This window comes from Streptomyces sp. V4I8, from assembly GCF_041261225.1.
Taxonomy (GTDB): Bacteria; Actinomycetota; Actinomycetes; order Streptomycetales; family Streptomycetaceae; genus Streptomyces.
Map to the genome: position 1 here is coordinate 270,340 of NZ_JBGCCN010000001.1, position 24,604 is coordinate 294,943.

Annotated in this window: 18 protein-coding genes and 7 pseudogenes; 14 read left to right on the top strand and 11 right to left on the bottom strand. The window is 66.1% G+C overall.

Annotated features, from left to right (window positions below; translation table 11 throughout):
• Nucleotides 1–28: 28 nt before the first annotated feature.
• Nucleotides 29–196, bottom strand: a complete 168-nt coding sequence (locus tag ABIE67_RS01310) for a hypothetical protein (RefSeq protein ID WP_370252111.1) — start codon at nt 194–196, stop codon at nt 29–31.
• A gap of 411 nt (nt 197–607) precedes the next feature.
• On the opposite strand from ABIE67_RS01310, the gene ABIE67_RS01315 reads away from it, so the two are divergent.
• Nucleotides 608–1,612: a diacylglycerol kinase family protein gene (locus tag ABIE67_RS01315; protein WP_370252113.1), complete on the top strand. Its 1,005-nt coding sequence runs from the start codon at nt 608–610 to the stop codon at nt 1,610–1,612.
• 449 nt (nt 1,613–2,061) lie between these two features.
• On the top strand, nt 2,062–3,060 hold the full coding sequence (locus ABIE67_RS01320; RefSeq protein ID WP_370252118.1) for a 3-oxoacyl-ACP synthase III family protein: 999 nt from the start codon (nt 2,062–2,064) through the stop codon (nt 3,058–3,060).
• 206 nt (nt 3,061–3,266) lie between these two features.
• Here the strand turns inward: ABIE67_RS01320 and ABIE67_RS01325 are convergent, their stop codons facing one another.
• The 5 genes from ABIE67_RS01325 to ABIE67_RS01345 all read right to left on the bottom strand — a co-directional run bounded on the left by ABIE67_RS01325 (nt 3,267) and on the right by ABIE67_RS01345 (nt 8,436).
• Complete coding sequence (locus ABIE67_RS01325; RefSeq protein WP_370252125.1) at nt 3,267–3,935, bottom strand: transposase; 669 nt, start codon at nt 3,933–3,935, stop codon at nt 3,267–3,269.
• 45 nt (nt 3,936–3,980) lie between these two features.
• Nucleotides 3,981–4,751, bottom strand: a complete 771-nt coding sequence (gene istB, locus ABIE67_RS01330) for an IS21-like element helper ATPase IstB (protein WP_370252131.1) — start codon at nt 4,749–4,751, stop codon at nt 3,981–3,983.
• Entirely contained in the window at nt 4,751–6,118 is a 1,368-nt protein-coding gene (istA, locus tag ABIE67_RS01335; RefSeq protein WP_370252136.1) for an IS21 family transposase, read from the bottom strand. The genes istB (ABIE67_RS01330) and istA (ABIE67_RS01335) overlap by 1 nt, the downstream gene beginning before the upstream one ends.
• Nucleotides 6,119–6,261: 143 nt before the next feature.
• Nucleotides 6,262–7,041 carry a transposase gene (locus ABIE67_RS01340; RefSeq protein ID WP_370252139.1) on the bottom strand — a complete coding sequence of 260 codons (780 nt, stop codon included), beginning with the start codon at nt 7,039–7,041 and terminating at the stop codon, nt 6,262–6,264.
• 171 nt (nt 7,042–7,212) lie between these two features.
• A complete protein-coding gene (locus ABIE67_RS01345; RefSeq protein WP_370252144.1) occupies nt 7,213–8,436 on the bottom strand; it encodes an ISAs1 family transposase in 1,224 nt (407 codons plus the stop codon).
• 384 nt (nt 8,437–8,820) lie between these two features.
• Here ABIE67_RS01345 and ABIE67_RS01350 point away from each other — a divergent pair, with 384 nt between their 5' ends.
• The 3 genes and pseudogenes from ABIE67_RS01350 to ABIE67_RS01360 form a co-directional block, all read left to right on the top strand.
• Nucleotides 8,821–9,393, top strand: coding sequence for a winged helix-turn-helix domain-containing protein (locus tag ABIE67_RS01350; RefSeq protein WP_370268037.1), 573 nt, complete (start codon nt 8,821–8,823; stop codon nt 9,391–9,393).
• A 2-nt stretch (nt 9,394–9,395) separates the two neighbouring features.
• Nucleotides 9,396–9,638, top strand: coding sequence for a hypothetical protein (locus ABIE67_RS01355; RefSeq protein WP_370252149.1), 243 nt, complete (start codon nt 9,396–9,398; stop codon nt 9,636–9,638).
• Nucleotides 9,639–9,677: 39 nt separating this feature from the next.
• Nucleotides 9,678–10,181, top strand: a pseudogene (locus tag ABIE67_RS01360) (IS6 family transposase); the annotation flags it as partial.
• Between the two features lie 101 nt (nt 10,182–10,282).
• On the opposite strand, the gene ABIE67_RS01365 reads toward ABIE67_RS01360, so the two are convergent.
• From ABIE67_RS01365 to ABIE67_RS01375, 3 genes and pseudogenes are all read right to left on the bottom strand, one after another.
• Entirely contained in the window at nt 10,283–10,819 is a 537-nt protein-coding gene (locus tag ABIE67_RS01365; RefSeq protein ID WP_370252152.1) for a group II intron maturase-specific domain-containing protein, read from the bottom strand.
• A gap of 36 nt (nt 10,820–10,855) precedes the next feature.
• Nucleotides 10,856–12,099: pseudogene (locus ABIE67_RS01370) on the bottom strand (IS256 family transposase).
• Between the two features lie 65 nt (nt 12,100–12,164).
• Nucleotides 12,165–12,869, bottom strand: coding sequence for a reverse transcriptase domain-containing protein (locus tag ABIE67_RS01375; protein WP_370252156.1), 705 nt, complete (start codon nt 12,867–12,869; stop codon nt 12,165–12,167).
• Nucleotides 12,870–13,673: 804 nt separating this feature from the next.
• Between ABIE67_RS01375 and ABIE67_RS01380 the strand changes: the two are divergent.
• Both ABIE67_RS01380 and ABIE67_RS01385 read left to right on the top strand, forming a co-directional pair.
• Nucleotides 13,674–13,892: pseudogene (locus ABIE67_RS01380) on the top strand (IS6 family transposase); the annotation flags it as partial.
• Between the two features lie 610 nt (nt 13,893–14,502).
• Complete coding sequence (locus ABIE67_RS01385) at nt 14,503–14,907, top strand: DUF6009 family protein (RefSeq protein ID WP_370252158.1); 405 nt, start codon at nt 14,503–14,505, stop codon at nt 14,905–14,907.
• A 686-nt stretch (nt 14,908–15,593) separates the two neighbouring features.
• Here ABIE67_RS01385 and ABIE67_RS01390 read toward each other — a convergent pair.
• Entirely contained in the window at nt 15,594–17,360 is a 1,767-nt protein-coding gene (locus ABIE67_RS01390) for an alpha-L-fucosidase (protein WP_370252160.1), read from the bottom strand.
• A 659-nt stretch (nt 17,361–18,019) separates the two neighbouring features.
• Here ABIE67_RS01390 and ABIE67_RS01395 point away from each other — a divergent pair.
• The 7 genes and pseudogenes from ABIE67_RS01395 to ABIE67_RS01425 all read left to right on the top strand — a co-directional run.
• Nucleotides 18,020–18,693, top strand: a pseudogene (locus ABIE67_RS01395) (transposase); the annotation flags it as partial.
• Between the two features lie 125 nt (nt 18,694–18,818).
• A pseudogene (locus ABIE67_RS01400) lies at nt 18,819–19,061 on the top strand (IS21 family transposase); the annotation flags it as partial.
• 50 nt (nt 19,062–19,111) lie between these two features.
• A complete protein-coding gene (locus ABIE67_RS01405) occupies nt 19,112–19,441 on the top strand; it encodes a transposase (RefSeq protein ID WP_370252162.1) in 330 nt (109 codons plus the stop codon).
• Nucleotides 19,429–20,349 carry an IS3 family transposase gene (locus ABIE67_RS01410; RefSeq protein WP_370252164.1) on the top strand — a complete coding sequence of 307 codons (921 nt, stop codon included), beginning with the start codon at nt 19,429–19,431 and terminating at the stop codon, nt 20,347–20,349. The genes ABIE67_RS01405 and ABIE67_RS01410 overlap by 13 nt, the downstream gene beginning before the upstream one ends.
• A gap of 25 nt (nt 20,350–20,374) precedes the next feature.
• A pseudogene (istA, locus tag ABIE67_RS01415) lies at nt 20,375–21,559 on the top strand (IS21 family transposase); the annotation flags it as partial.
• A complete protein-coding gene (gene istB, locus ABIE67_RS01420; RefSeq protein ID WP_158926872.1) occupies nt 21,556–22,326 on the top strand; it encodes an IS21-like element helper ATPase IstB in 771 nt (256 codons plus the stop codon). The pseudogene istA (ABIE67_RS01415) and the gene istB (ABIE67_RS01420), both read left to right, overlap by 4 nt.
• A gap of 57 nt (nt 22,327–22,383) precedes the next feature.
• Nucleotides 22,384–22,758: pseudogene (locus tag ABIE67_RS01425) on the top strand (transposase); the annotation flags it as partial.
• Here ABIE67_RS01425 and ltrA read toward each other — a convergent pair.
• Nucleotides 22,748–24,178: a group II intron reverse transcriptase/maturase gene (ltrA, locus tag ABIE67_RS01430; protein ID WP_370252167.1), complete on the bottom strand. Its 1,431-nt coding sequence runs from the start codon at nt 24,176–24,178 to the stop codon at nt 22,748–22,750. The pseudogene ABIE67_RS01425 and the gene ltrA overlap by 11 nt on opposite strands.
• Between the last annotated feature and the right edge of the window lie 426 nt (nt 24,179–24,604).

The window sequence follows — 24,604 nt, forward strand, 5'->3', positions numbered from 1 at the left end:
AGGAAGTAGTCCGCTCCGCGGTTGCACTTTATTCGGCGTCGTTGGTGAGCATGTGCCAGATCGAGGTCAGGATGGTATAGCCCACAGCCACCGGGGCACGCTTCTTGCCACGGCGGATCGCGATGTGTTTGTAGCGGGGCGCCAGGTTCATGCTGCGTGCGGCGGCGGTCGCGGGAAGGCCGAGCACGTTCTTCAACCATGGATCCCGGGCCGGGGCTTGCGGGGGATTCGTGATTGCCCGGACACGTTCCAGCCCACGAGGCTAAGCGGAAGCGAGACGCATCCGCACCGATCTCCGCCAGGACCATCGTCCATGCTCCGACACTCCCTTCGTCCATCGTGCAACTGTGCAGCAGCCGTTCGGGGACCGACCAGCAGATTCTTAGCAACACTTCCGGGTGCCTGAAGAAGGTCCCGGCGCCCTATTGGGTTCCGAAGACACCAAAACTCCGCGACGTCGGCCGGGCGGCCGTAGCCTTTCTCCGCTTTGGGATATCGCCGTCCAGAGGTCGGATTGCTCAATAGCGATTCCAACCAGTCACGCACACCAGCCGCGCGCTCTGCGATCCGGAATCTGCCACAACTACATCCGAGGAGTACGCCCACCATGGCCGAAAGCATTCACGACCCGTCCCGTCGGGTTCTCGTCGTGGCCAACCCGGCCTCTGGCAGCCACAGCCCCCGGCTGGTGCAGGACGTGCACGAGATGTGCGTCTCGCGGACGCAGTACGCCAAGGTGCACTTCACGACGTCCTCTGGGGATGCGACGACCTTCGTTCGCCACGCACTTGAAGGCCCTCACCGCGTTGACCTGGTAGTTGTCATCGGGGGCGACGGCACAGTGTGTGAGGTGGTACAAGCGCTGGAGGGCCCCGTGCCCCGGGCAAGCCTCGCTGTAGTCCCCGGCGGCACCGGAAACTCTGGCTACAAGATGCTATGGGGAGAGCGTCCTTGGACCGTATCTCTCAAAGCTGTTCTGGCCGACGCGGGGGCGGACGGCAGCGCCCGGCTGCGTAGGCTGGATCTCGCGCGCCTGGCAGAGACAGGGAAGTGTGTTTACCTGGGCGCAGGCTCCGGCATGATCGCCGAAACGCTGATCACGGTGCGCCGCACACCGGGACATGGCCGGGAGCGCTATGCCCGGGCCATCGCTGAAGTGGCTGCTGCGTACCGCGCGTATCCGGGCCGGGTCACCGTCGATGGGCACACCCTGTACGAGGGGCCAACCTTGCTGGTCAACGTGGGGGGCGGACGCTACCGCGGCGGCCGTTTTGATGTACTGCCCTACACGGCACTCGACGACGGCCTGCTCGACGTCTGTGTGGTAGGCAGCGGCATAGCCGCGACGGAAGTGCCCCGCCTGATGCTGACTGCTGACCACATTGGGCATCCCGCCACGCTATATGCCAGGGGACGCACTATCACGATAGAGCGGATCGATGGTGGGCGCTTGCCCTTGGAACACGACGGCGAGTACCAGGAGGACATCGGCGCGTCAGCAACCTTCGAGGTGCTTCCTGGAAGGATCGCCGTGTGGGGACCCACGGCAGACAGCGGGAACCTGTCACCATCGCCCCAACTAGCCCGATGTCTGCGACAACGTCAGAAGTAAACCGGGGCCAAGGCGGTTATGCTGGGACGTTAGGGCAAGATTATGCCAGGGGCAACTGGACGGGCTGGTGGTGCCACTCCGGACAGTGGCCGAATCGCTTCGCAATTCAGCCAAATAATACGCTCCGCGAGCTCAGCCCGGCAATCAAAGAGACTAAAAGTGCCAGAGTCGCGCCATTGGTGAATCCCTTTACCACAAAAGGCCGTATGCGCGAGGCTACCTCAGAACCCTGCTTGACGGGTTGATTACAGGAGGGGCGTCTTTAGTGACCTGCGGAGTAATCGTGACGGAGCGCATAGGCGAATAATTTCGATAAATGAGAGATGGTAGCTCCTAACTACGCCACATGGCAGAACACGATCACACCCCACAATGAGCCTTGGCGGGATCCCGAAGATCCGCCTGAGAGACTTCGCATAAATAGGCAATGTTCTAATTAGGAGCGCAACATGACCGCATCGAACATCGGAATCATCGGCACCGGTTCATACCTGCCCAAAAGGAAGGTAACCAATGCTCAGATAGCAGCTAGGATTGGCATCGCCGAGCAGTTGATCGAAGACAAGACGCTGATCCGGACACGTCGGTTTGCTGAGGATCACGAGGCAGCTTCCGACCTGGCTGTCCGTGCCGCCAGGGCTGCATTAGCTCAAGCCAGGCTGACCACTGATCGCGTTACATTCCTGATCGTGTCAACCAGCACAGGGGACTTCGCAGTACCTCCCACCTCCTACTTGGTGCAGGATGCTCTAGGAGCTTCGAAGGCTAGCTGTTTCGACGTGAATGCAGCCTGCGCCGGCTTCGTCTACGGCCTGGGAATCGCTCGAAGCCTGGTCACCACGTCACCAGGGTCATACGCCCTGGTAATTGCCTCAGATGTCTACTCACGGTTCACCAATCCACAAGACAGGACAACGGCAGTGGTGCTCGCCGACGGCGCCGGCGCCGCAGTGCTCGGCCCAACGGCAGGACCAGGTATCCACGATGTGGAGTTACGCAGCAGCGGCGAAGCCCACGCCTTTATCAGGATTCCTGCAGGCGGAAGTCGGAAGCCCGCATCGACCGACACTCTTGCAAGCGACGAGCACACGCTCAGGATGCAAGGGCGCCCCGTTACGGACTTCGTACTGGCCACCGTGCCGGTTCTGCTGCAGCAGCTCGTGAAGCGCAACGGATACACCATGGATGACATCAAACACTTCATTCCCCATCAAGCCAACGGCGTAATGGTCCGGCGGCTTGCGGAAGAAACCCAACTCACGCAAGCAAAAACTCACTTGACGGTGCAAACCTACGGAAACTCCGGCAGTGCATCAGTGCCCGTCACCTTGGACCACGCCGCATCGACCGGCGCGCTCGAACACGGCGACCTGATTCTGCTCACCGCGTTCGGTTCCGGCATGGCCAGCGGAGCCTGCCTACTGACATGGGAAGGAAAAACACACTGAGCGGGAGAACTTGAGGCCTGACCTCGATCATTCACGTGCGCGCGCCGGCTTGAGGTGATCGGTCGAGGTTGAGGTTTCGTCCTGGTTCGTCCTTCGGGTGGTGGTGACGTTCCGGCCCGTGTGTCGTCACGGGTGGTCGTCGGTTTCCACGGGCCGAGGACGGGGCGGGTCTCCTCCTTCCGGAATCGGGGTCGGTGGGGTGGCAGTCAGCCGGGGGCGGGCAGGGCCTGGACGGCGCCCCAGGCGTCGACGATGTCGGTGGATGCGGGCCAGGCGGGGTCGAATTTCAGCTCGCGTCTTCGGGCGTGGTCGGCGAGTTTCGCGGGGACGTCCAGGAGTCGGGTGCGCAGAGTGGCGGGCTCGGCCCGGGCGAGTTTGCCTTCGGTGGCCAGGAGTTGGAACCAGCGGGCGAGGTCGGTGGCCAGGGCGAGGAGGGTGCACCAGGCTTGGTTGACCTTGAAGTAGCGGGAGGGCATCAGGTTGAGGGAGAGGGCCTTGCCGCGTCGGATGCCGGCCTCGACGTGGGTGTGGGAGCGGGCTCGGGCGTCGAGGAACTGCAGTTGCCCGCCGGTGGTGTTGGTGGCGATGGCCTGGTAGCGGTAGTCGGTCTTCTTCTCGTACGGCTTGAGCTCGCGCTCGTACTTGGGGTGGATGGGTTCGCGGCGAACGATCACCCGCATCCCTTCCGGCCAGCCGGTCAGGTCGAGCATGTCGGTGATCTCGACGAGGTCGGCGTCCTTGCGCGGCTGGCCCTTGTGGTCCAGGGCCGGCGTCCACGCGGTGGCCGGGACCTTGGCCAGGGCCTTCCAGAAGTCGTCGTCGCGGGTGTGGCCGACGGAGTACTCCCAGCGGTTGGTGTCCGCGTACGACCTCAACTACAGAAGCGCGTACGACCTCACGTCCAGAGGTCGGCATCGGGATCATGCCACGGTGTCATCTCCTTCGATAGTGGTGAATCGGTTCTTGAGCCTGAAGCTCGGGCCGTTGATCGAAATGACCTCACAGTGGTGGAGGAGCCGGTCGAGGATGGCGGTGGCCAAGACCTCGTCGCCGAACACCTGGCCCCACTCGCTGAACGATTTGTTCGAGGTCAGCAAGATCGAGCCGGTCTCATACCTTTTCGAGACCAGCTGGAACACGAGGTTCGCCTCGGCCCGGTCCAGGGGCAGATAGCCGACCTCATCGACCACCAGGACGTGGGGCTTGAGGTAGGTACGCATCTTGGCCGCGAGACGCCCCTGGGCCTCTGCTTCCTTGAGCTGGCGGACCATGTCGTCCAGCGAGGTGAAGTAGACGGAGAAGCCGGCCTTGCAGGCCGCTATCGCGAGTCCCACCGCGAGGTGTGTCTTGCCTACTCCGGGCGGACCCATGAAGGCCGCGTTGGCCTTGGCCTCGACGAAGGAGAGGGCAGCGAGGTCCTTGACCTTGCGGACGTCGAGGTCGGGCTGGAAGGCGAAGTCGAAGTCATCCAGGGTCTTGTGGTGCGGCAGCTTCGACAGACGCAGGGCGGTGCGAAAGCGCCGTCCGTCGCGGACGCCGGTCTCTTCTTCCAGGACGAGATCGAGGAAGTCGAGGTAGCCCATCTTGTCGAGGTCGGCGCGGGCGGCCAGCTGCTCGAGACTGGCCGCGAGGTGGGGCAGGTTCAGCTTGTCGGCGTGCTTGCGGATCCGTGCGGTGATCAGGTCACTCATCAGTTCACTCCGGGCATCGTCAGGCCGGCGGCGAGGTCGTAGTCGGCCAGCGGGCGGCGGGAGACGGGGATGCGGGCGACCGCGGTGCGGGCCAGCAGGGCGTCCAGGGAGCCGGATTCAGACCTAGTGACGTCCGGGCGGTCTTGCTGGTCGGGCTCGTCGGCGGTGGTGACGCTGCGGGTGTGGCCGTCCGCGAGGCCATCCCAGTGGGCCTCATCGACCACCCAGCTGCCCCGCACGTCCGCCCGCTGATGGAGCGCGAGCAGGCTGTCGCTGCCCGCGGCCTCATCGAGGTGGTGGATGGCGATCTCGGCCTGCGCGACCCGGACTTCAACCTGCTGACCAGGACGGATACGGCGGGCGGGCACCGAGTAGAGGCTGCCCTCGAAGGAGACCAGGCAGTCCTTGCCGGCCCTGCGCAGGTGCCGCTCGACCACCCGGTAGGGATGCCCGGGCAGCGGGATCAGAGCGGCCCGGTCCTTCACGGCCCGCTCACCGATCACCTCACTGTGGGTGCGGTGGACCTGCCGACGTCGGATCGGCGCCCAGGCCATGAACGCCGCGTCCATCTCCGCGACGGAGCCGAAGGACCGGCCCGCCAGGACGTGATCACGGACAATGTCGACCTGCCTTTCGACGCGTCCCTTCCCCTGGGGCCGATAGGCCGCCAGGACGTCGATGTCGAAGCCGTAGGACGAGGCGAACGCGACCGCCTCGGGATGCAACGGCACCGCCTTGCCCGGCCCAACATGCCGCTTGACCACGGTCTTCGTCCGGTCGTAGACCACCGTGGCCGGAGTACCGCCGAAGTGCTCGAACGCGCGGCGGTGGCAGTCGAAGAACGTCGCCAGGTCCTGCGACGTGGTGAAGCAGCAAAACGGGTCCCGCGCATAGGACAGGACCATGTGAAACGAGTACACCTTGGCGATGCCGGCATGCGCGAGGATGCCGCCCTCATCACCCCAGTCGACCTGGGCCTGGCCCCCGGGCACGACCTCGAACCGGCGGTGCAGTCCGAACAACTGGCCTTCGTCCAGACCGAGTTCGACCCGGATACGGGGCCTGGCCTCGGCGACATACATCTTCACCCGCTGGTAGTGCCCCTCGAAGCCGTATTGATCGACCAGCCGCTCGTGGATCACCGCGGCCTTCAACTTGATGTCGACCCGCAGCCAAGCATCCACCACCGGCGCCAGCTTCGCTATCTTGCGGGGCTGGGTGCCCTTGCGCGACGGCGCCGCCGGCACCACCGCCCCCTCGGCGGCCAGGTACTTCTTCACCGTCCGCCAGTCATGCCCGGTCTCCCGGGCTATCGCGCTGATACTCACGCCCGCCTGATGCAGGGCACGGAACCTACGTAAGTCCATCCATTCCTCCGGATCCAGGATCATAAGAAGCGGTCACCCTTCGGACTCGTCTGCTCGGCCGCTGACGAACCGAAGGGTGATCGCCCCTTGCCTCGAACGTCTCTACGACGCGCCGAGAGCTCTGGACGTGAGGGTGTACGCCGCTATGGAGATGAGGGTGTACGCGGACAGTTGGCCGCGTTGCCGCCGCCGGAGGTGATCCAGGTGAGGAACTCCATCGTGGCTCCGGCGCCGTCGGTGCGGAACAGGACCCGGCGCCGACGGCGGGTGGGCAGCTGACGCAGGCCCTCGATACTCACCGAGATGTGGTCATCGGCGGTGTTGGATCCCGCCGATCCCGGCCGCAGCCGGTTGACCAGGAGTTCTTCGGTGTTGTCGCAGAACATCAACAGCGGGTGGTGGCCATATCCCTTGAAGTTGGGCTCGGCTCCCTCCTTGCCGGAATGCGCCGGGACGACTGAGGCGTCCAGGTCCAGCACCGTGACACCGGTCAGCTCCCGCCCGTTGACCTTGATCCAGGGAAAGCCGCCCGGGCGCAGGTCGAGCTGCTGGTGGACGTGGATACGGGTCCGGGCCCGTGCGGAGGCGATCTTCGTCAGCTGGACCGGTCCGATCGCCTCCAGGGTCCGCCACAGCGTGGACGCCGAGGCCGGGCTGCCCAGGACCAGCGAGGTCTGGCGCATCACATCGATCCCGGCCATCGACCGCGCGCCCAGCAGGACCGCGCAGGCCGCCGAGACCAGGACCGTTCCCCGATCATGGACGGGACGGAAGCCCCGCCGCACCAGGGCAGCCCCGAGCGCGTCGGTCAGCCCGACCTTGTCCGCCAGACGCCGCACCGGCACGATGCCCGCCTTGCCCACCAGCTTCTTCCCGCTTGCGGACAGCGACAGATCATCGGCCCACTCTGTACGCTTCGACACCGGAAGGGTGCCTCCCCTGCACGTGATCCAGTCCTAGAGAAGCTGAATCATCGCAGGTCGGAAGCACCCTTCCTTCATGATGTGACCGACTGTCACTGCGACACCGGGCGCCATGAATTCGTGAGGCTGAGGACTCAGGGTCATTGCGTGATCGAGGTCTGTCTGGGTTTGTCATGTGAGACCGAGGGTTCGTAGGGGCCGGTGGTAGTCGCGGCTGGTGTGGCGGAGGGCGGCGGCGATGTTCGTCTGGCCGTCCTGGCGGAAGGTGCTGATGGCGAGGTTGCGCAGGGAGGCCATGGCGCGGGGCAGGGTGCCGGTGCGGACCTTGGAGTCGTCCTCTCGGAACGTGCGGTCCCGGACGTGGTGCAGGAGGTTCTCGATGCCCCAGTGGCCTCTGATCCATGTGGCGAGCTCGGTGCAGGTGGCGTCGAAGACGCTCAGGCTGGTGATCAGGTAGACGCGCTCGATGGTCAGTTTCCCGGTGCTCAAGTCGCGTCGCCACCGGACGACTTGGATCGCCTGGCGGGCGCCGGGGTAGTCGAGGTGGCTGAATGCGGCCGCTTTGAGCCGGCGGATCTCGTCGCGGTGGTGGGCGTGGTCGCGAGTGCTGTGCCCGAGCGGGATGTCCCGCCAGGGCAGCTTCCTGATCTGGGTGTACAGGCCGGGATGGTTCTTCTTCACGACGGCCACGTAGTGCGCGCCGCGACTGGTCAGATAGGCCCCGTGGTCGTGCTGGGTGTGCAGAGCGTCGGCGGTCACCACCGTGTTCTCCAGCTCGAGACCGTCCAGCAACGGCGCGAAGGAGGGAATCTCGTTGCTCTTGGAAGCGACCTGCCGCTGGGCCAGGACCACGCCGTGGTGGTCCATTGCCGCCAGCAGCTGGATCGCTGCGGCCGTTGCGGTCCGTGAACCGCGGACCACCTTGCCGTCGACCGCGATCACCCGCTGCGTTGGCCCCGCCTTCGTCTCCGGCTTGGCCGGGGGCGGCGTTCTGGCCTGCAGAAACGCGCCGATCGCCGCGTCGAGCGCGTCGCCGTCCACACGCTGCAGCAGGCGGCGCACGGTTGCGGCGTGCGGCACGGGCCGCAGGCCGGTAAGCGGATCGGCAGTGAAACCGAGGACGCCCAGCACATGCTGCGGGGCATCCGCGATCCACTCGCTGATCGCGATGAGCGAGCGGGCCCCGGTCAGCACCGCCGAGGCGGCTGCGCACAGCAATGCGAGGGCGGGATACCGCAGACCTCGCGCATCGCGGGGGTCGGCGACCAGGGTCAGGAAACGCCGCAGGTCAGCGGCATCGCTTGAGGCGAGGGGATCAGTCGGGGAGCCCAGTTGCTCCAGTGCGGAAGGGATGGGCGATGATGTTCGGGCAGGCACGGTCTCGCTCGTTCTCATGGGTCTCGACAACCACATGATCACCAGCACCGTGCCTGCTCTGCTTTCCAGGGCCCCTTGCCTCACAACGGACATGACGACACGTCACTCACGAGACCGGCGAACCGGACCAATCCCAATCGCGCAATGCCCCTGCCTGAGGACTGCCGATCCGGGTGGTGCTGCCGGACGGCCAGACCTTCTTTGAGGGAACAGGCTGTTGCAGCGTAGAGATTCTCGCGTTGAGGCAGCTCAGCGGCGGCGCCTGTGATCGTAGCCAGTGCAACTGCCGACGCTGTCACGTTACTGACTTCGGCTCGTCAGGGTGAAATTTCTAGAAGTCCCTGAGGGGCCCGGTGTGGTGGCTGTTTCTCGTGGTGTGTGAGGTATGCGGATGGGGGCGGCCTGACTGCTGCGGGGCGTCAGCGCCGGGAGACGGTACGGATGCAGGCGGCTGAGTTGTTCGAGCAGAACATCAAGCCGCTGGAGGTGGCACGGCGCCTGCGGGTGAGCCGGAAGTCGGCCTACCGGTGGCACCAGCTGTGGCGGGACGGGGGTGTGCAGGCTCTGGCCTCCCGTGGCCCGAGCGGGGGCCGTTGCCGGTTGTCCCCGCGCTGTCTGGAGAAGCTGGCCGTGTATCTGGAGCAGGGTCCGGCTGCGCCCGGCTGGGTGGAGGACCAGGTGTGGACCGCGGCGAGGGTGGCCACGCTGATCGGCAGGAAGTTCCACGTCTCCTACAGCGTCTCGGGCGCCACGCGGCTCATGCACCGGCTGGGCTTCAGCCCCCAGGTCCCCGCGCGGCGGGTCGCCGAGCGCGACGAGCAGGCCGTGACCGCGTGGAAGGAGGCGACCTGGGCCGAGGTAAAAGAGCCCGGGCGGCCTGCGGGGGCTACATCTGCTTCGAGGACGAGGCAGGTTTCACCCGGCGGCCGCCCAAAGGACGCACCTGGGGCCGCCGCGGCCGCACGCCGAAGGTGACGGTGAGCGGCCGACGCTCGGGGCGCCTGTCGGTGGCCGGGCTGATCGCCATGCGGCCCGGCTCCCGGACCCGGCTGTGCCACCGCCTGCGCACCCACCCGGCCCGCAAGGGCAAACGCCGCAGCATGGGCGAGCGCGACTTCATCGCCCTGATCGACGGCGTCCACCAGCTGGCCAGGGCGCCGATCGTGCTGGTGTGGGACCGGCTGAACACCCACCCCGAAGTCAGTAATGGGCGGGTATGAGATGGTCTTGAGGTTGATCATGCTGGGGAGGGTTCGTTCGTGTCGTCGACATCGCCGTCATACGAGCGCCACCGTTACCCGGCAGAGATCATCGCGCACTGTGTATGGCTGTACTTCCGCTTCCCGCTCTCCTTCCGTGAGGTCGAGGAGCTGATGCTCCAGCGCGGCGTGATCGTCTCGTACGAAACGGTGCGTCGCTGGTGCAGCAAATTCGGGCAGGCCTACGCCAACGGACTACACCGCCGCCGGCCGCAGGCCGGGGACAAGTGGCACCTCGACGAGGTCTTCGTGAAGATCAACGGCGAGTGGCACTACCTCTGGCGCGCCGTCGACCAGGACGGCGGCGTCCTCGACATCCTCGTCCAGTCCAGGCGGGACGCCAAAGCCGCCAAGCGGTTCATGGCCAGGCTGATGAAGAAGCAGTGCCGGGTACCCAGGGTGCTGGTGACCGACAAGTGCCGCTCCTGCGGCCCGGCCCACCGCGCGCTCATGCGCTCGGTGGAACACCGCTCCCACAAGGGACTGAACAACCGGGCGGAGAGTAGGGTCGGGGACTGGCGCGGTGGCCTGTGAGGGCTTCGTTTCCAGCCCCCGCCCGTCAAACCGGGCATGCGCTTCTCGCGCACCCGGCTTACCGACATCGTTCACCGGCTGGCATGCGCTGCCACCCTGCGTACGTTCCCGGACAGGCGGAACACCCCGAGCCGGTTGAACCACGCGCCGTCATGGCGCGTGCCCCAACTGCGGCCGGAGTAGCCGCGCTTGCGACTGTCGAAGAGCGCGAGCCGCTCGTGGACATAGCTGTCGATCGTGGAGAACTTCCCGGCCGAGTTGCCCCAGCGGAAGTACGCCGCCCAGCCCCGCAGTACGGGGTTGAGGTCGGCGACCACAGCCGTCAGCGGCCGTCCTGTCCGGCGGCGGTCGGTGGCGGCGCGGATCTTGTCCCGCAGCACCCCCATCGCCCGCTGGGACGGCCAGCGTTGCAGGTGGAACCTGCCCCGCCAACGCCACGACTCCACCTTGCGGTGGTGGAAGCCGAGGAAATCAAAGCCCTGTCCGCCTCTGGCGAGGTGGATGATGCCGGTCTTGTCCGCGTGCAGTTGCAGCCCGAGCCCGGCCAGCACCGCGCCCGCCAGCTCCCGTGCCTGCTCGGCACGTTCCCTGGTCGGACACAGGACCACGAAATCAGATGGCGTCCCGTGTGATGGTGTAGGCGATCATTCTCCGGTGGTGTTCGGGGTGCCGGGGAGCGCGCGGGTGGTGTTCCCGGCGTGTTCGTCGGCGTAGATGGCGGTCATGCTGCCCTCGGGGAGGTAGCGGCGGGGGAAGGCGATCCACTCGTCGTGTAGTTCGCTGAGGATGGCGGTGACCAGGCGCTGGAGTGCGGCGGGGTTGGGGAAGACCTGGACGACGTCGGTGCGGCGTTTGATCTCCCGGTTCAGTCGTTCCAGGGGGTTGGTGGACTGGATCTTTTTCCAGTGCTGGAGGGGGAAGACGGCGAACGCGGTCAGGTCTTCCTTCGCGTCCAGGAGCATTTCTTTGACCTTGGGGAACTGCTCGCCGAGCATGTCGGCGACGGTGTCCAGCTGGGCTTGGACCGCTTGGGCGGTGGGCTGGGCGAAGACGGTGCGGATGGTCGCGGCGACCATCTCGCCGGTCCCCTTGGGGATGTGTGCGAAGCAGTTGCGCAGGAAATGGACACGACAGCGCTGGTAGGCGGATCCCAGCATGACCTTGCGGATCGCCTTGACCAGGCCGCTGTGTGGTCGGCGATGACCAGGCGCACCCCGGACAGGCCGCGCTCGCGCAAGGAGCGCAGGAACTCGGACCAGAATGCCTCGCTCTCGCTGTCGCCGACAGCGGTCCCGAGGACCTCGCGGCCGCCGTCCTCGGTGATGCCGGTGGCGATGACCACGGCCTGGGAGACGATCTGGTGGTTCACCCGTACCTTGCAGTACGTCGCGTCCAGGTAGATGTAGGGGAACCGGGTGTGGTCCAGGGGCCGGGTGCGAAAGGCGGTCAGCGGCTCGTCCAGCTCGCCGCAGATCCGGGAGACCTCGCTCTTGGATATCCCGCTGTCCCCGCCCAGGGCCTTGACCAGGTCGTCGACGGAGCGGGTGGAGACTCCGTGGACGTAGGCTTCCATGATCACGGCGTAGAGTGCCTGGTCGATGCGGCGCCTGCGCTCGAGCAGGCTGGGGAAGAAGCTGCCGGTGCGGAGCTTGGGGATCTGAAGGTCCAGGTCGCCGGCCTGCGTGGTCAGGGTCTTGTCGCGGTGCCCGTTGCGGAACGCCGTTCGCGAGGCGGTGTGCTCGTTCCACTCGGCACCGATGTGCGCGGCGGTCTCGGCCTCGATCAGTTCCTGCAGCATCCGCTCGGCCACACTGCGGACCAGCTCGATTCCATCGGACGAGCGTAGTGACCGAAGCAACCGCAGTAAGTCATCCTGGGACAGGGCCATCGTGCACTCCCATCGCTTGAACTGGCGTTTTAGCAGGGAGAGTTGCACGGTGGCCCACCCCTTGGTCAGGGAGCGGCCACCCCCATCAGGCGTGCGCCCCGGGCAGACACCCGCGCACACCCACACCTCGATCGCCTACACCACGTCGCAGGACGCCATCCGAAATCATCGCAATACCTCACCAATACGCCCAGCCGTCGTCCCTCGCCCTGCCACGCCTCATCGAGAACGTGCAGCGCAACGTTCGCCAGCAACGGTGAAATCGGTGAGCCCTGTGGGGTTCCTGCTCCTGGTGAGCCACTCCCCCCGTCCTCCAGCACCCCCACCCGCAGCCACGCCCGGATCAGCTTCAGCATCGAACCGTCCACGACGCGCCGGGCCACCTGGGCCACGATGGCGTCGTGCCGGATTGATCCGAAGCAGTCACGGATGTCGGCCTCGAGCACCCACTCCCGGCCCCGGTTCGCCTCCACACGCACGCTCTCGCAGGCGTCGATCGCGGACCTCTTGGGCCTGAACCCGTAGCTGACCGGCAGGAAGTCGGCTTCGAAAACCGGCTCGAGCACCAGTTTCGCGGCCGTCATCACCACCCGGTCCGCCACCGTGGGAATCGACAGCGGCCGCAACTCCCCCGGCCGCCCCGGCTTGGGGATCATGACCCGCCGCAGCGGCGACGGACGATACGTATGCGCCCGCAACTGCTCCGACAAGCCGCGGAGGAACTCCTCCACCCCGGCGGCGGCCACGGCATCGACGGTCACTCCGTCCACGCCGGGAGCGCCCCGGTTCGCACACACATCGGCCCAGGCCCGCCACAAGATGTCCCTGCGGGAGACGTGGCCGTACAGGGCATGGAACCGGCGTTCGGGATCTTGCTTGGCACAGCGGTAGAGCGTCCACTGCAAGGCACGAACTTTGTCCAAAGGCCGGCCGTCCGGTCGCGCGACGCCTTCCTTCCGGCGGGTGGAACTAGCCGATCCGGCACTCACCCGAGTCTCCTCCTCACACGCGATACGCATCGATGAAGCAGGGGCCCTTCGCTCCCGACGGGTTGTGTTGTCCCGCCGATCAGCACTACTACTGCCCCCTCCGACTGCCTCTCGGCGGCCCGCCACTTCCCGGCTCCACCGGTTATAGGCAGGCCCTGCTTCCCGGGCCGCAGCCCCGGGGCCGAGGAGGCCCTCTCCAGTTCCCAGGACAACCCTCCGGCCGTTCCACGCCCCTTACGCCGGGAGGTTCCTCGACGCCCGCTCCAGGATCTGGGACGTCTTCCGTGGCCTTCGCCCTGTGAGTACGGGCTCGGCTCCTCCTTGACCCGCCCTCCCGGGCGGGGGCTGTAACGACGCTGCAGACTTCACTTGATGTTGCGGACCGGCCGGTCGCGACACCCCCAAGGGATGCTCGTCGCTCCGCTTCGACACCGGCATCTCAACCGATGCCGGGAGCCCCGCTACCGGGGACCCTGGCGTCTCCCCAGACCGGACTTTCACCGGCAGGCTGCCCTGAGCTTGACATCCGGTTACATCACCCCACATCCCTTCTGATCTGCAATGATGCCCGGACTACTGGACGCACACTCACACCAGCCCACCCGCCAGCGCGAACGCGCCATGAAAGGCTTCCGCTCGCCCCGGTCAGCCCAGAAGTTCCTCGCCGCGTTCAGCCAGATTTCACCCCATTTCCGGCCCCGTCGTCACCTGAGGACCGCACCCGAGTACCGGGCAGAAATGACCACCCGCTTCACCGTCTGGGACCACATCACCGGCACCAGCGCCCTGCCCACGGCAGGCTGAACCAAGGCTGCATCCCCCCACGCCCTGCCACGCCCTGCCACGCCCTGCCACGCCCCAACAACCCACCAGCCCCGATAAGTTGACGACGCCGCCAGTAGCCATCGGGACGCTGCCAGGCCTCCATCGCTTCTGGGTAGCGGCGGCACCGGCACGGCGAACGAGGCAGGCCGAGTGCTTCTTGCTGAGCGGTCGTGTCCTGAAGTCCTTCGGGGGTTGACGTAACGGGGTGATCGTCTGCCTCCTGTTCTTTGATGATGTGACCACCGGGACGGCTCGATGTGCCTAGCGTCGGTACCGGACCACTGATCAAGATGAGTGCTGGACGGGGGCAGGGCAGCCATGCGGGAGTTGAGTTGGCAGCGGGTGGGCAGCCGGTGACTCACCCGCCGACATGATCAAGAACAACGACCGCAAGCTCTACCCCAGCCTTGCCCTTCTCGCTGACCCCGGTGAGGCGCAGGCCGCCGCCGCAGGGGGACACCCTTGACGATCTCTTGTGCCTCGGGGCCAGCAAGCCACTGGCCGTACGATGACAACCGCGACTGCGGACAGCGCCGGATGTGCCGGCAGAAGACCAGCGGCGACAACACCTGCGCGGGCCGGCCGGTCGATGAGATTCAGGAGGGTTTGCGGCTATGAGCTCGATGCTGCAAGACAGCCAGCTCACGAAGTAGAAGTAGTGTGGCTGGAGGACCCCGCACGCCTCGACTATGTCCGCCAGGCCCTGGACAAAGTCAGCCAGCGCCGCGGCAGGCCCCGCTACTCCCGCGACGGCCGCCTGGTCGGCTACACCAACCTTGCCCCGGACGCCGAACGCGACCCCGACAGCGGCCTGTTCGCCCGCCGGGCCTTCTTCCTGCCGCCCCACGACCGCGACAGCGACCCCACCGGTGACTACGAAGTCGGCGCGCCTGGCGAAGCCGTCGACCCCCGCACCATCGAGCCCGGCAAGACCGGCACGAAAACCCCCCGCTCCCAGCGCGGCCACACGGCGGAGATAACACCCGCCAGCTGACGGCTTCTCACTGTGGCGTCGAAAGGCACGCCTGCTGGATCCCGGTGATTGACCCCGCAGTCGGAGCCGGCACTGCCGCCTCCCTGACTGCTGCCGGGGCGGCCTTCTACCGCCGTCACCGCGGCACCGCAAGAGCGCAAGCTTGACTCGCTGGCGAGTGATGACGGCTGGCGCGCCTTGCAGTGCAAGGGTGGCCCGCTTGCAGTAGCTGGGAACACGGTTATCGACAGCACTGCTGCGGACGGCATTGTCACCCCGGGCCGGCGTCGCTGGGAACGAGGCCGACAACAACACCGCGAACAACCCCGCCACATCTGTCGCCTCTTCGATGTCCCGATGATGCCCCCCGCAGTTGGTGCGGGTGGTGCAGCCGGTGCCGCTCCTGGGCTTTTCAAGCGAGGTCCGGCCTCTGGGTGTCGCAGAGGCTCCCGTCCTGCAACAGCCTGAACCGCCGGCTCACGGCCGGCAGTTATTGACGGTGCAGCCGCCGTGGCTGCGTTTGAGCCGGCTGCGGCTGGAGGCGCGGTTACTCCGGCTGCGGCCGACGGCCCGGCGGCACCTGCCCCGGCCGATGTTAGGAGTGCTCCATCGCGGCACTTTGACGGCCGCCTGGCCCGCATCCACCAGCGGGCCCCACGCTGCGCCTGCTGCAGGCTGTGCCAGACGCCACTTGTCTGGGAGAGGGACTATCTGCGGATCCGCAGTGCGTCCAGCTGTAGGTAGTCGCCGCTGTGTTTAGCCGCTGAGATGGTGTAGTCGGCGTGGGGCAGTCCGGTGACGCTGAAGAGTGTTTGCTGGGGCCTGTAGCCGGGCGCGGTAGCGCTGACGGTTTGTTGCGTGACGATTTGCCCCGCGGCGTCGGTGATGGTGATTTTGACATCCCCGTAGTTGACGGCCTTGGAGGAGATGTAGTCCACGCCTGTCCCAGTGAACTGGTAAGAGAACGAGTCTCCGTTGGCCGTGGTGTGGTGGATGTCGTCTTGATAGTCGTTTGCTCCGCGGTCGTTAGAAATATTCCATGAGCCGTGATATTTGATGCCGGGGGCATTGTCGTTTAGCTTCCAGTCATGGAGCTCTTTCACGGTGAGTTTGATGGCGGTGTCGTTAGCATCCCAGGCCCCGGGAATGGTGAGCTTCACGCCGTTGGCGTCCTGGCTGAGCTTGACCGGGGTGCCGTCCTTCACCAGTGAGGCTGCCTCGAAGGTCTTGCCGTCTTGAGGCGCTGGAAGTGTGAGAGTCTGCCCGGTCGGCGGTTTCAAGACGTGGATATATTCGGTGCGGTCGTCAGGGGCCCTGGTCGCCACGCCCCACTGCAGGTCGGCAATACGGGTCCCGGCGTTCGTGGGGTAGGAGGTGCTGGGCCTGGTGCCGAAGATGGACTGCCTGATCGGGTCGATCCACGTGCCGACCTGCCTCAGGGCCGGCATGACGCCCGGCTCCCAACCTTCGTCGGCAAAGGGGCCTGCCGCCCAGACGGTACCGCCGCCATCGGTGCTGGTGGCCGCCTGCAGGACGGTGTAGCGGAACATGCTCGCCGGGGAGTACCGGAGCGAGCCGGCGGGGTCCTTGGCCCACCACGTCTGGGTGAAGGTCACGTCCACGGGCATGGCGAATCCGGGCCACAGATCTCCGTTGGGCTGCCCGAACTCGGCATAGCCCCATTGTTCCTTCATGCCTATGTCTAGACCGTACTGATTGCCGGCGTAGTTCTGGATCAGAACGGCACGGGGGTTGACTGCCTTGATGGTGTTGCGCAGCCGGGGGTAGTCGACCACTGTCTGACTGTCGCCTTCGGGACTGCCTTCGTCCATGAACAGACCGTCAATCCGATTGCCGTAGCGCTGCATCAACTCCTGGTAAATGTCGTTGATGAAGTGGTTCCATTTCGGTCGGTTGAAGTCTGCGCCCACATGCCACCCTTTCCCGTCCGCCGAAGGCGCTGTGCCCCAGCCGGTCTTTACCTGATCCGCAGCGGTAAACTCCGCACCGTCGCGGGGGTGGGTGTAGAGGTAGACGTGGATGCCCTTGGCTTTGACGGCGGTGATCATGTCGCTGATCAGGTCGCGGTTGACGCGGTGGTCGGGAAGATCCCAGTCGAGCATTTTCTGGCTCGGCCAGAGGGTCACCATTTTCGCGTGCCAGGCGGTGAAGATGACGTACTGCACCTTGGCCGACGCCAGATCGTCGGCGAACCGGCCCGCGTCGAAACTGTCCGCCAGAGCGTTGGCGTCATGGACGACGGCACCGCTGGAGTCCGTTGTCAGTCCGGGCACGTGGTGGACGAAGAGTCCGTACTTCTGGTCGAGGATGCTCCTCGCGCCGTCGTCTTCCCGGGTCGGCGTTGCCGCGTTGAGGGGTGCTATCAGCACGGCCGTCAGCAGGGCCAGGGGGATGAGAACGCCGACTGACTTCCATGTCCGTGACACACCCCTCCTGCGGCGGGACGAGACCATGACAGGGTCCTTTCAAACAAGAGCAGGGGCGGCCGCGTGATAGCACGCGGCCGCTGCAAGCGGCGGGCCACGTCGGCCGGCCATCTTCGACCAGTCGACCGTCAGCCTTTCGGCCTGGCGGCATGGAGCCGTCAGTCTTTGCCGCACCGCCCCTTCCGGCTACTCATCCCCCTGACAATTTCCGGCTTGCGTCCCCGGCGTGGTCTTCCTCACTTCCGGGCGGTGTTATCACGTTGAGGATCTGGAGGGGGAATGGTCTTGGTGTGGGTCGTTGGGGGGAGGGGCCTGCTGGCGGATGGTGCCGCCGCATGGTCGTGCCGGGAGTTCCCGTTGTCCGGCCGCCGGAGGTGATCGCGCAGGCGGTCTGGCTGTACTTCCGATTCCGGCTGTCATCCCGCGAGGGGCAAGAACTGCTGTCACCGTCACTGCGTGTAACCCGGCCAGTCGTCGTCATCCATGCTCAGGGAGCCGACCGTGCTCCGCCCAGCCACCGCGGCCCCACCAGCAAACCCATGCTGACCGGCGGGGCGGACGCCTGGTCCGCCTTCTCGTCGGTGGGAAGCCTGCTACCGCGCCATCGACCTAGAGCGCGTATCGAGTCGTGATCAATCTGCGGGATTTACTCTCGCGGCGGGATCTGATCCGGTAGATCTTCTTGCGTGACGCGAGTGCAACTGACGGACGCGGAGTGGGAGTTCATCGGGCCGTATCTGCCGATCGGCGAGTACGGCCCGTATCCCGAGCGGCTGCGGCAGCAGTTCGGGGGTGTGATCTGGCGGTTCAGGACCGGCGGGCAGTGGCGGGAGATGCCGGAGGAGTTCGGCGCCTGGTCGACCGTGCACAACCGCTTCCGGCAGTGGCGTGACGCCGGCGTCTTCGAGGCCCTGCTGGAGGGCCTGATCGCGGAAGCGGCGAAGCGGGGTGAGGTGGACCTGTCCCTGGTCAGTATCGATTCCACCACCGCGCGGGCACACCACGATGCCGCCGGGATGCACCTGGGCAAGGACGTCATCACTGCGTTGGAGAAGGCCGCCGCCGAGGAAGAGAAGGCCAGGTCAAAGGGGGCAGCCTCGAAGAACAAAGCGGGCAGGACGTCCAAGCAGATTCCAAGCGGGAGGAGCGACGACGCATCCTGCGTCGGCGTAGAGTCCGTCTGAAGGCCGCTCTCCTCGGGCGCTCCAGGGGCGGGCAGACCAGCAAGATCCACCTCGCCGCCGACCGCAAGTGCCACCCGCTGGCGCTCGTGCTGACCGCGGGCCAGGCCGCGGACAGCCCGCAGTTCATCCCCGTGCTCAAGCAGTTACGGGTCCGCGGGCCCGTCGGCCGCCCCCGTGTCGGCGTACACACGATCGTCCCCGGTCGCGTACGAGTGAAAAGGGACGCTTGATGGTGCGGTGAATCGTGGTGCCCGGCACTCTGCTGCTTGTCCGGTGAAGGGTGGCGGAGGGCGGTGGCGCGGTGGTTTTGGACCCGCAGCGCTGGCTGGAACTGCGGCGGTTCCGTGCTCTGGTCGAGTCAGGAGCGGTCAGTCTGACGGAGGTGGCCAGGGAGACTGGGCTGGACCGCAAGACGGTCCGCAAGTATCTGTCGAGCACGGCGGCGTCGGTGCCGCCGAGGCGGACGTCGAATGGACGGCCTCGGAAGAAGGTGGTCGACGAGGTTGCGCCGTTGATCGACGCGATGCTGCGGGCAGAGATCCTGAGGTTCCCCTCATAGCGTGGAGTCCGTGATACCAGGGGAAGTTGAGGTTCATGGGGTCCAAGCAACAGAAGTACGACGCCGAGTTCCGTGAAGGTGCTGTACGCATCGTGATCGAGACGGGCAAGCCGATCCCGGAGGTCGCCGAGGATCTCGGAGTGCATCCGGGGACGCTGCACAGCTGGGTCTCACGCTGGAGGAGGAACGGCTCGGCCTCCTCCGACCGGCCCGCGCCCGCCGCCTCGGGCGGCCGGCTGCGGGAGGGTGAACGCGCTGAGCTGGAGCGGCTGCGCCGGGAGATGAACGAGAAGAACAAGCGCATCCGCGAGCTGGAGATGGAACGTGACGTCTTCAAACAGTGCATGGCCTTGTGGGTGAAGTAGCTGCCGCGGACCCGGCCCGGCTGGCCGGGGTGATCAGCGACTGCAAGGCCGAGAAGAACATTCCGCACACCACGTCCTGCCGGGTGCTGGGCGTGAGCGAGTCGTGGTTCTACAAGTGGAAGGACAGGCCTGTCACCGCCCGCGAAGTGCGGCGCGGACAGCTGGCCGAGGCCGTCCGGCGCGTCTTCGACGCCTCGGGCGGCACCTACGGCTCACCGAAGGTGTGGATCACGCTCGTCAGGCAGGGATGGCGCGTCTCGGTGAACACCGTTGCGAAGACCATGGCCGAGCTGGGCCTGGCCGGACGGAAGGTACGCTGGCGTCGCGGGCTCACCCGCCCCGGTAGGCGGGCCGCGGCGCCGGACTTCGTGCGCCGCGACTTCAGCGCGGATGCCCCGGACCAAGTCTGGTGCGGCGACATGACCGAGATCGTCACGGGTGAGGGCAAGCTCTACCTGGCCACGGTGATCGACCTGTTCTCACGCCGCCTGCTCGGTTACGCGATGGGCGCTCGCCACGATGCCGAACTCGTCGTGGCCTCACTGCACATGGCCGCAGCCACCCGCGGAGGCGACGTGAAAGGCGTGATCTTTCACAGCGACAGGGGCAGCGAGTACGTCTCCCGCCGGTTCAAGCGGGTCTGCCGCCGTCTCGGCGTGACCCAGTCCATGGGACGCGTCGGCTCATGTTTCGACAACGCCGTCAGCGAGGCATTCAACAGCGTCCTCAAGGTCGAATACATCTACCGGCACACCTTCGACACCCGTACCGAGGCCCGGCTGAAGATCGCCACGTGGATCACCGGCTTCTACAACACCCGCCGACTACACAGCGTATGCGAGTACCACAGCCCGATCGACTACGAACATATGCATCGGACCGGCTCCGCCCTGGAGCTGGCCGCCTAGAAACTCTCCACACAACGAGGGGATTGACATCCTCATCAAGGGCGCCGTGGTGCACGAGCGTCTGGTGAAGGAGTACGGCTCGACGATCAACTATCAGCGGGTCAAGCTGTATTTGCAGGAGGCCCGGCCGCGGATCGCGGGTGAACTGGGGATCGAGCCGCGGGAGTTGGCGGGTATGCGCCGCCGCTTCGAGGTGGTTCCCGGGGCCCAGGCTCAGGTCGACTGGGGCGATGAAGGCAAGATCCTCGCCCACCTGGGAATCCCGAAGGTCTACTCATTCCATATGGTGCTGTCGTACTCGCGCGACCCGTTCTGCTGCTTTACCACGAGCCAGGACCTGCAGACCTTCTTCGACTGCCACCGGCGGGCGTTTGTGCACTTCGGCGGGGTGCCGATGTCGATCGTCTACGACCGGACCAAGACCGTTGTGCGCCGGCACGTCGCCCCGGGCGAGGCGGTGCCTCTGCATCCGGAAGCGGTCGGCTTCGCAGGCCACTACGACTTCGACATTGACGTGCTGGCCGCCTACCGGCCCACCGGGAAGGGCCGGGTCGAACGCCAGGTGTTGATCGTGCGTGATCACGTGCTGGCCGGGCGGGCGTTCTCCTCGCTCGAGGAACTGGATGCCGCCTTCATGGCGTGGGTGCCGCAGCGACGCGCCCGCACCCACGCCACCCACCACGAGGTCATCGGGCACCGGGCCGCCCGGGATCACGCCGCCCTCAAGCCGTTGCCGCCGTCGCCCTATCTGGTGGCCGAGCGGCATCTGCGGCCGGTCGGCAAGGACTGCCTGGTCGCGTTCGGCGGAAACCTCTACTCGGTGCCCGCCCGCAAGGTCCGCCCACGTCAGCTGGTCGAGATCAGGGCGACGAAGTCCCAGGTCATGCTGCACACGACCGTTCCCGATGCCAGCGGCGAGACCCTGCTGTCCAGCCATCCGCGGGCGGTCGGCCGCGGCGTGGTTGTCAAGCAGGACGAGCACTGGGACGGCCTGCCGACCGGCAGGAACCGCCGCACCACGACTGGCGACGAGCCGCCACCACCGCGGAGCGAGTCCTCCGCGTCCGGTCGCATCGGGCCGTTGCAGGCCCTGTTGAACCGGTCCGCCGCAACCCAGATCGAGGTCGGGAGGCGGCCGCTGTCGGTCTATGACGAACTGACCGGCACCCGGCCCTTCACTACCAACTCCCCGACGAAGGAGTCGACTTGAGCGAGCTGACCGGCAACCGCATCCGCACCACGGCCGGCAAGCTCGGCCTGCCCCACCTCGCGGAAACCATCAACGAGTACACCCGCCGGGCCGACGAGGCGAAGATGGGCTACCTCGACTTCCTCGACCTGGTCCTGTCCGAAGAACTGGCCGTCCGCGACGACCGACGCTTCCGCCAGGGCCTGCGACTGTCCAAACTGCCGCACCACAAGACGCTGGACGAGTACGACTTCTCCTTCCAGCCCGAGCTCGACCCGCGCAAGGTCAAAGACCTCGCCAGCCTCTCCTTCGTCGACGGCAAGGCGAACGCCGCCCTGCTGGGGCCGCCCGGGGTGGGTAAGACGCATATCGCCGTCGCCCTCGCGGTCGCGGCCTGCCGGGCCGGCTACTCGATCTACTTCACCAGCCTCGACGACATGGTCCGCAACCTGAAGGCGGCCGAGTCGGCCGGGCGGCTGGTCAACAAACTCGGCACCTATCTGCGGCCGAGCGTCCTCGTGGTCGACGAGGTGGGCTACCAGCCCCTCGAACGCGCCGAGGCGAACCTGGTCTTCCAGGTGATCTCCAAGCGCTACGAGAAGGGCTCGATCATCCTGACCTCGAACAAGACCTTCAGCGAATGGGGCCAGGTCTTCGGCGACGAGGTCCTCGCCACCGCCATCCTCGACCGGCTCCTGCACCACTGCGAAGTGATCGCGATCAACGGCCCGAGCTACCGGCTCAAGAACCGCCTCCAGGCCATCGAGCGAGAGACCGACGTGGCCTAGCAACTGGGGACGTTCAAACGTACCGGCCCGGCCCGAAGGGAGAGGACGCCGACAGCACGCACCCGGCCGGAAGCGGTCGCCGCCGATAAAGCCTACTCCTCCCGCGGGAACCGGACCCACCTGGGCAGGCGCGGCATCAAGGCAGTGATTCCGGAGAAGAAAGACCAGGCCGCAAACCGGAAGAAGAAGGGCTCCGCAGGCGGTCGACCCGTCAGCCACGACGCCGCCCTTTACAAGGAGAGGAACACCGTCGAGCGTCTGATCAACAAGCTCAAGGCCTGGCGAGGCATCGGTGAGGTCGACTCGGGGCGCCCTGCTGGTGTTTCCACCAGTGGGTTTCTCCGAGCCGCCTCCCGAACCCGGCGTGCCCGTCTCCGGGCACCGGGCTCTCCGCAAATCCCGTTTCGGGGTGTTCAGTTCCTCATGCCGTAATGGGCCACGGGGTCGGGATGAGTGTTCCCCGGTATCGGTATCTGGTCGTGCTTACCTTTGCCGGGTTGAACAGTTCCCCTTCCTCCGTGGCAGGCCACCAGCCACCGCCGTAATAGCGTCGGCGGAGCTGCTTCCAAGTGATCCCGGGATGCTTGCGCCGGATCCATCGTGTCACCCTCATCCACGTGTAGTGGCTGAGGTAACAGAAAGCGACGTTTGACACTCCGGGACGGAAGTACGCGCACCATCCTCGCAACACCGGGTTCAGCCGGTGGAGTAAGGACTCCAGCGACAAGCCGACGTTCTGCCGTCCAGTCAGTTCCTTCACCTTGGCCGTTGCGGAACGCACTGATTTCCGTGCCGGATAGGTGTAGATGTACTGCCGGTCAGTGCCCAGTTTCCGGTGCCGCTGGATGCGCCATCCGAGAAAATCGAGGCCCTCGTCAATGTGCGTGATCTTTGTCTTCTCCACCGACAGGCGAAGGCCCACCGGCTTCAACGCCTCCGCGACCTCATCGCGTAATTCCTCGGCGTGCTCACGGCGCCCGAAGACAAGCACGAGGAAGTCATCCGCATACCGGACCAGCCGGTAGTTGGGCAATCCCCGGCGCCGTCTCCTGCGCCGATCCTCGGAGGTGCTGTCTGGTCCTCCGGGGGTCTGGGCGATGTGCTCGTCCAGGACCGAGAGAGCGATGTTGGCCAGCAGCGGCGACAGGATCCCGCCCTGCGGGGTCCCAGTGCGTGTGTCCGTGAAGGCCCCGTCCCGGGACAGGATCCCGGACTTCAAAAACGCCCTCACCAAGGACAACACCCGCTTGTCCCCGATTCGATTCCGCACCCGCTCCATGAGGGCCGGGTGCGAGATCTCGTCGAAGCACGCCGTGATGTCGCCCTCCACCACCCACTCATATCCGTGGCTGGCGAGATAGCGAGTCTCGGCGATCGCGTCATGAGCCCGGCGGTTCGGGCGGAACCCATAGGAACACGGGAGGAAATCCGCTTCGAACACCGGCTCCAGCACCAGTTTCAAGGACGCCTGGACCACTCGGTCCGCCACGGTCGGAATCCCAAGACGACGAAGCTTGCCATTCGCCTTGGGAATCATCCGCTCGCGCACGGGAACCGGTCGGAAGCTGCGGTCTCTAATCTGAGTCCGCAGCCTGCCGAGAAACATCTCGACTCCCTGCCCGGCCTCGATGGAGCGTGCGGTCTTCCCATCCACTCCGGCCGTGCGGGCACCCTTGTTTCCCCGGACACGGTCCCACGCCACCAACAGGAAGGCGGGATCGGCCACGAGGTTGAACAGATCGTCGAACCTGCGATGAGGATCATCAGCAGCCCAACGGTGCAGCTTGGTCTGGATCTCCAGTACCCGGCGTTCGGCCTTCATCAAGGCCCATTCCAGCTCGTCGGTATTCACCGGCGACAGCCTCCCGGCATTCCAGTTTCCTTACTGCTGACTTGCTGGCCCCCTTCCCCATGTGGCCGGCTCTCCCGGCCTCGGAGTACTACGGGGCCTCCGTCCTGCCCGACGACCATCAGCCGGCGATGGGCCTGCCCTTGACCGAACTGGACGTCCGGTCCTTGGGCGACCGCGGGCAGTTCCCACGTTCACCACGGAATCGATCGACGGGTGAGGTGCCCAGCTCTACCCCGGCAGCATCGCCACGCTTACGCCGCAGGCTTTCGGCGTGGCCTCCCCACCGATACGTGGAATCGGCTTCGGAGTCGACCACCGGCCAGCGGTGGTCGTGCACTGCGTCCGGCCCATATCCGCCAGGTTGGAGCCGGTGTCGTAATTACGGGTGTCGGCGGCGGGTGAACCGTGACCCAGTTTGGGCGGGTG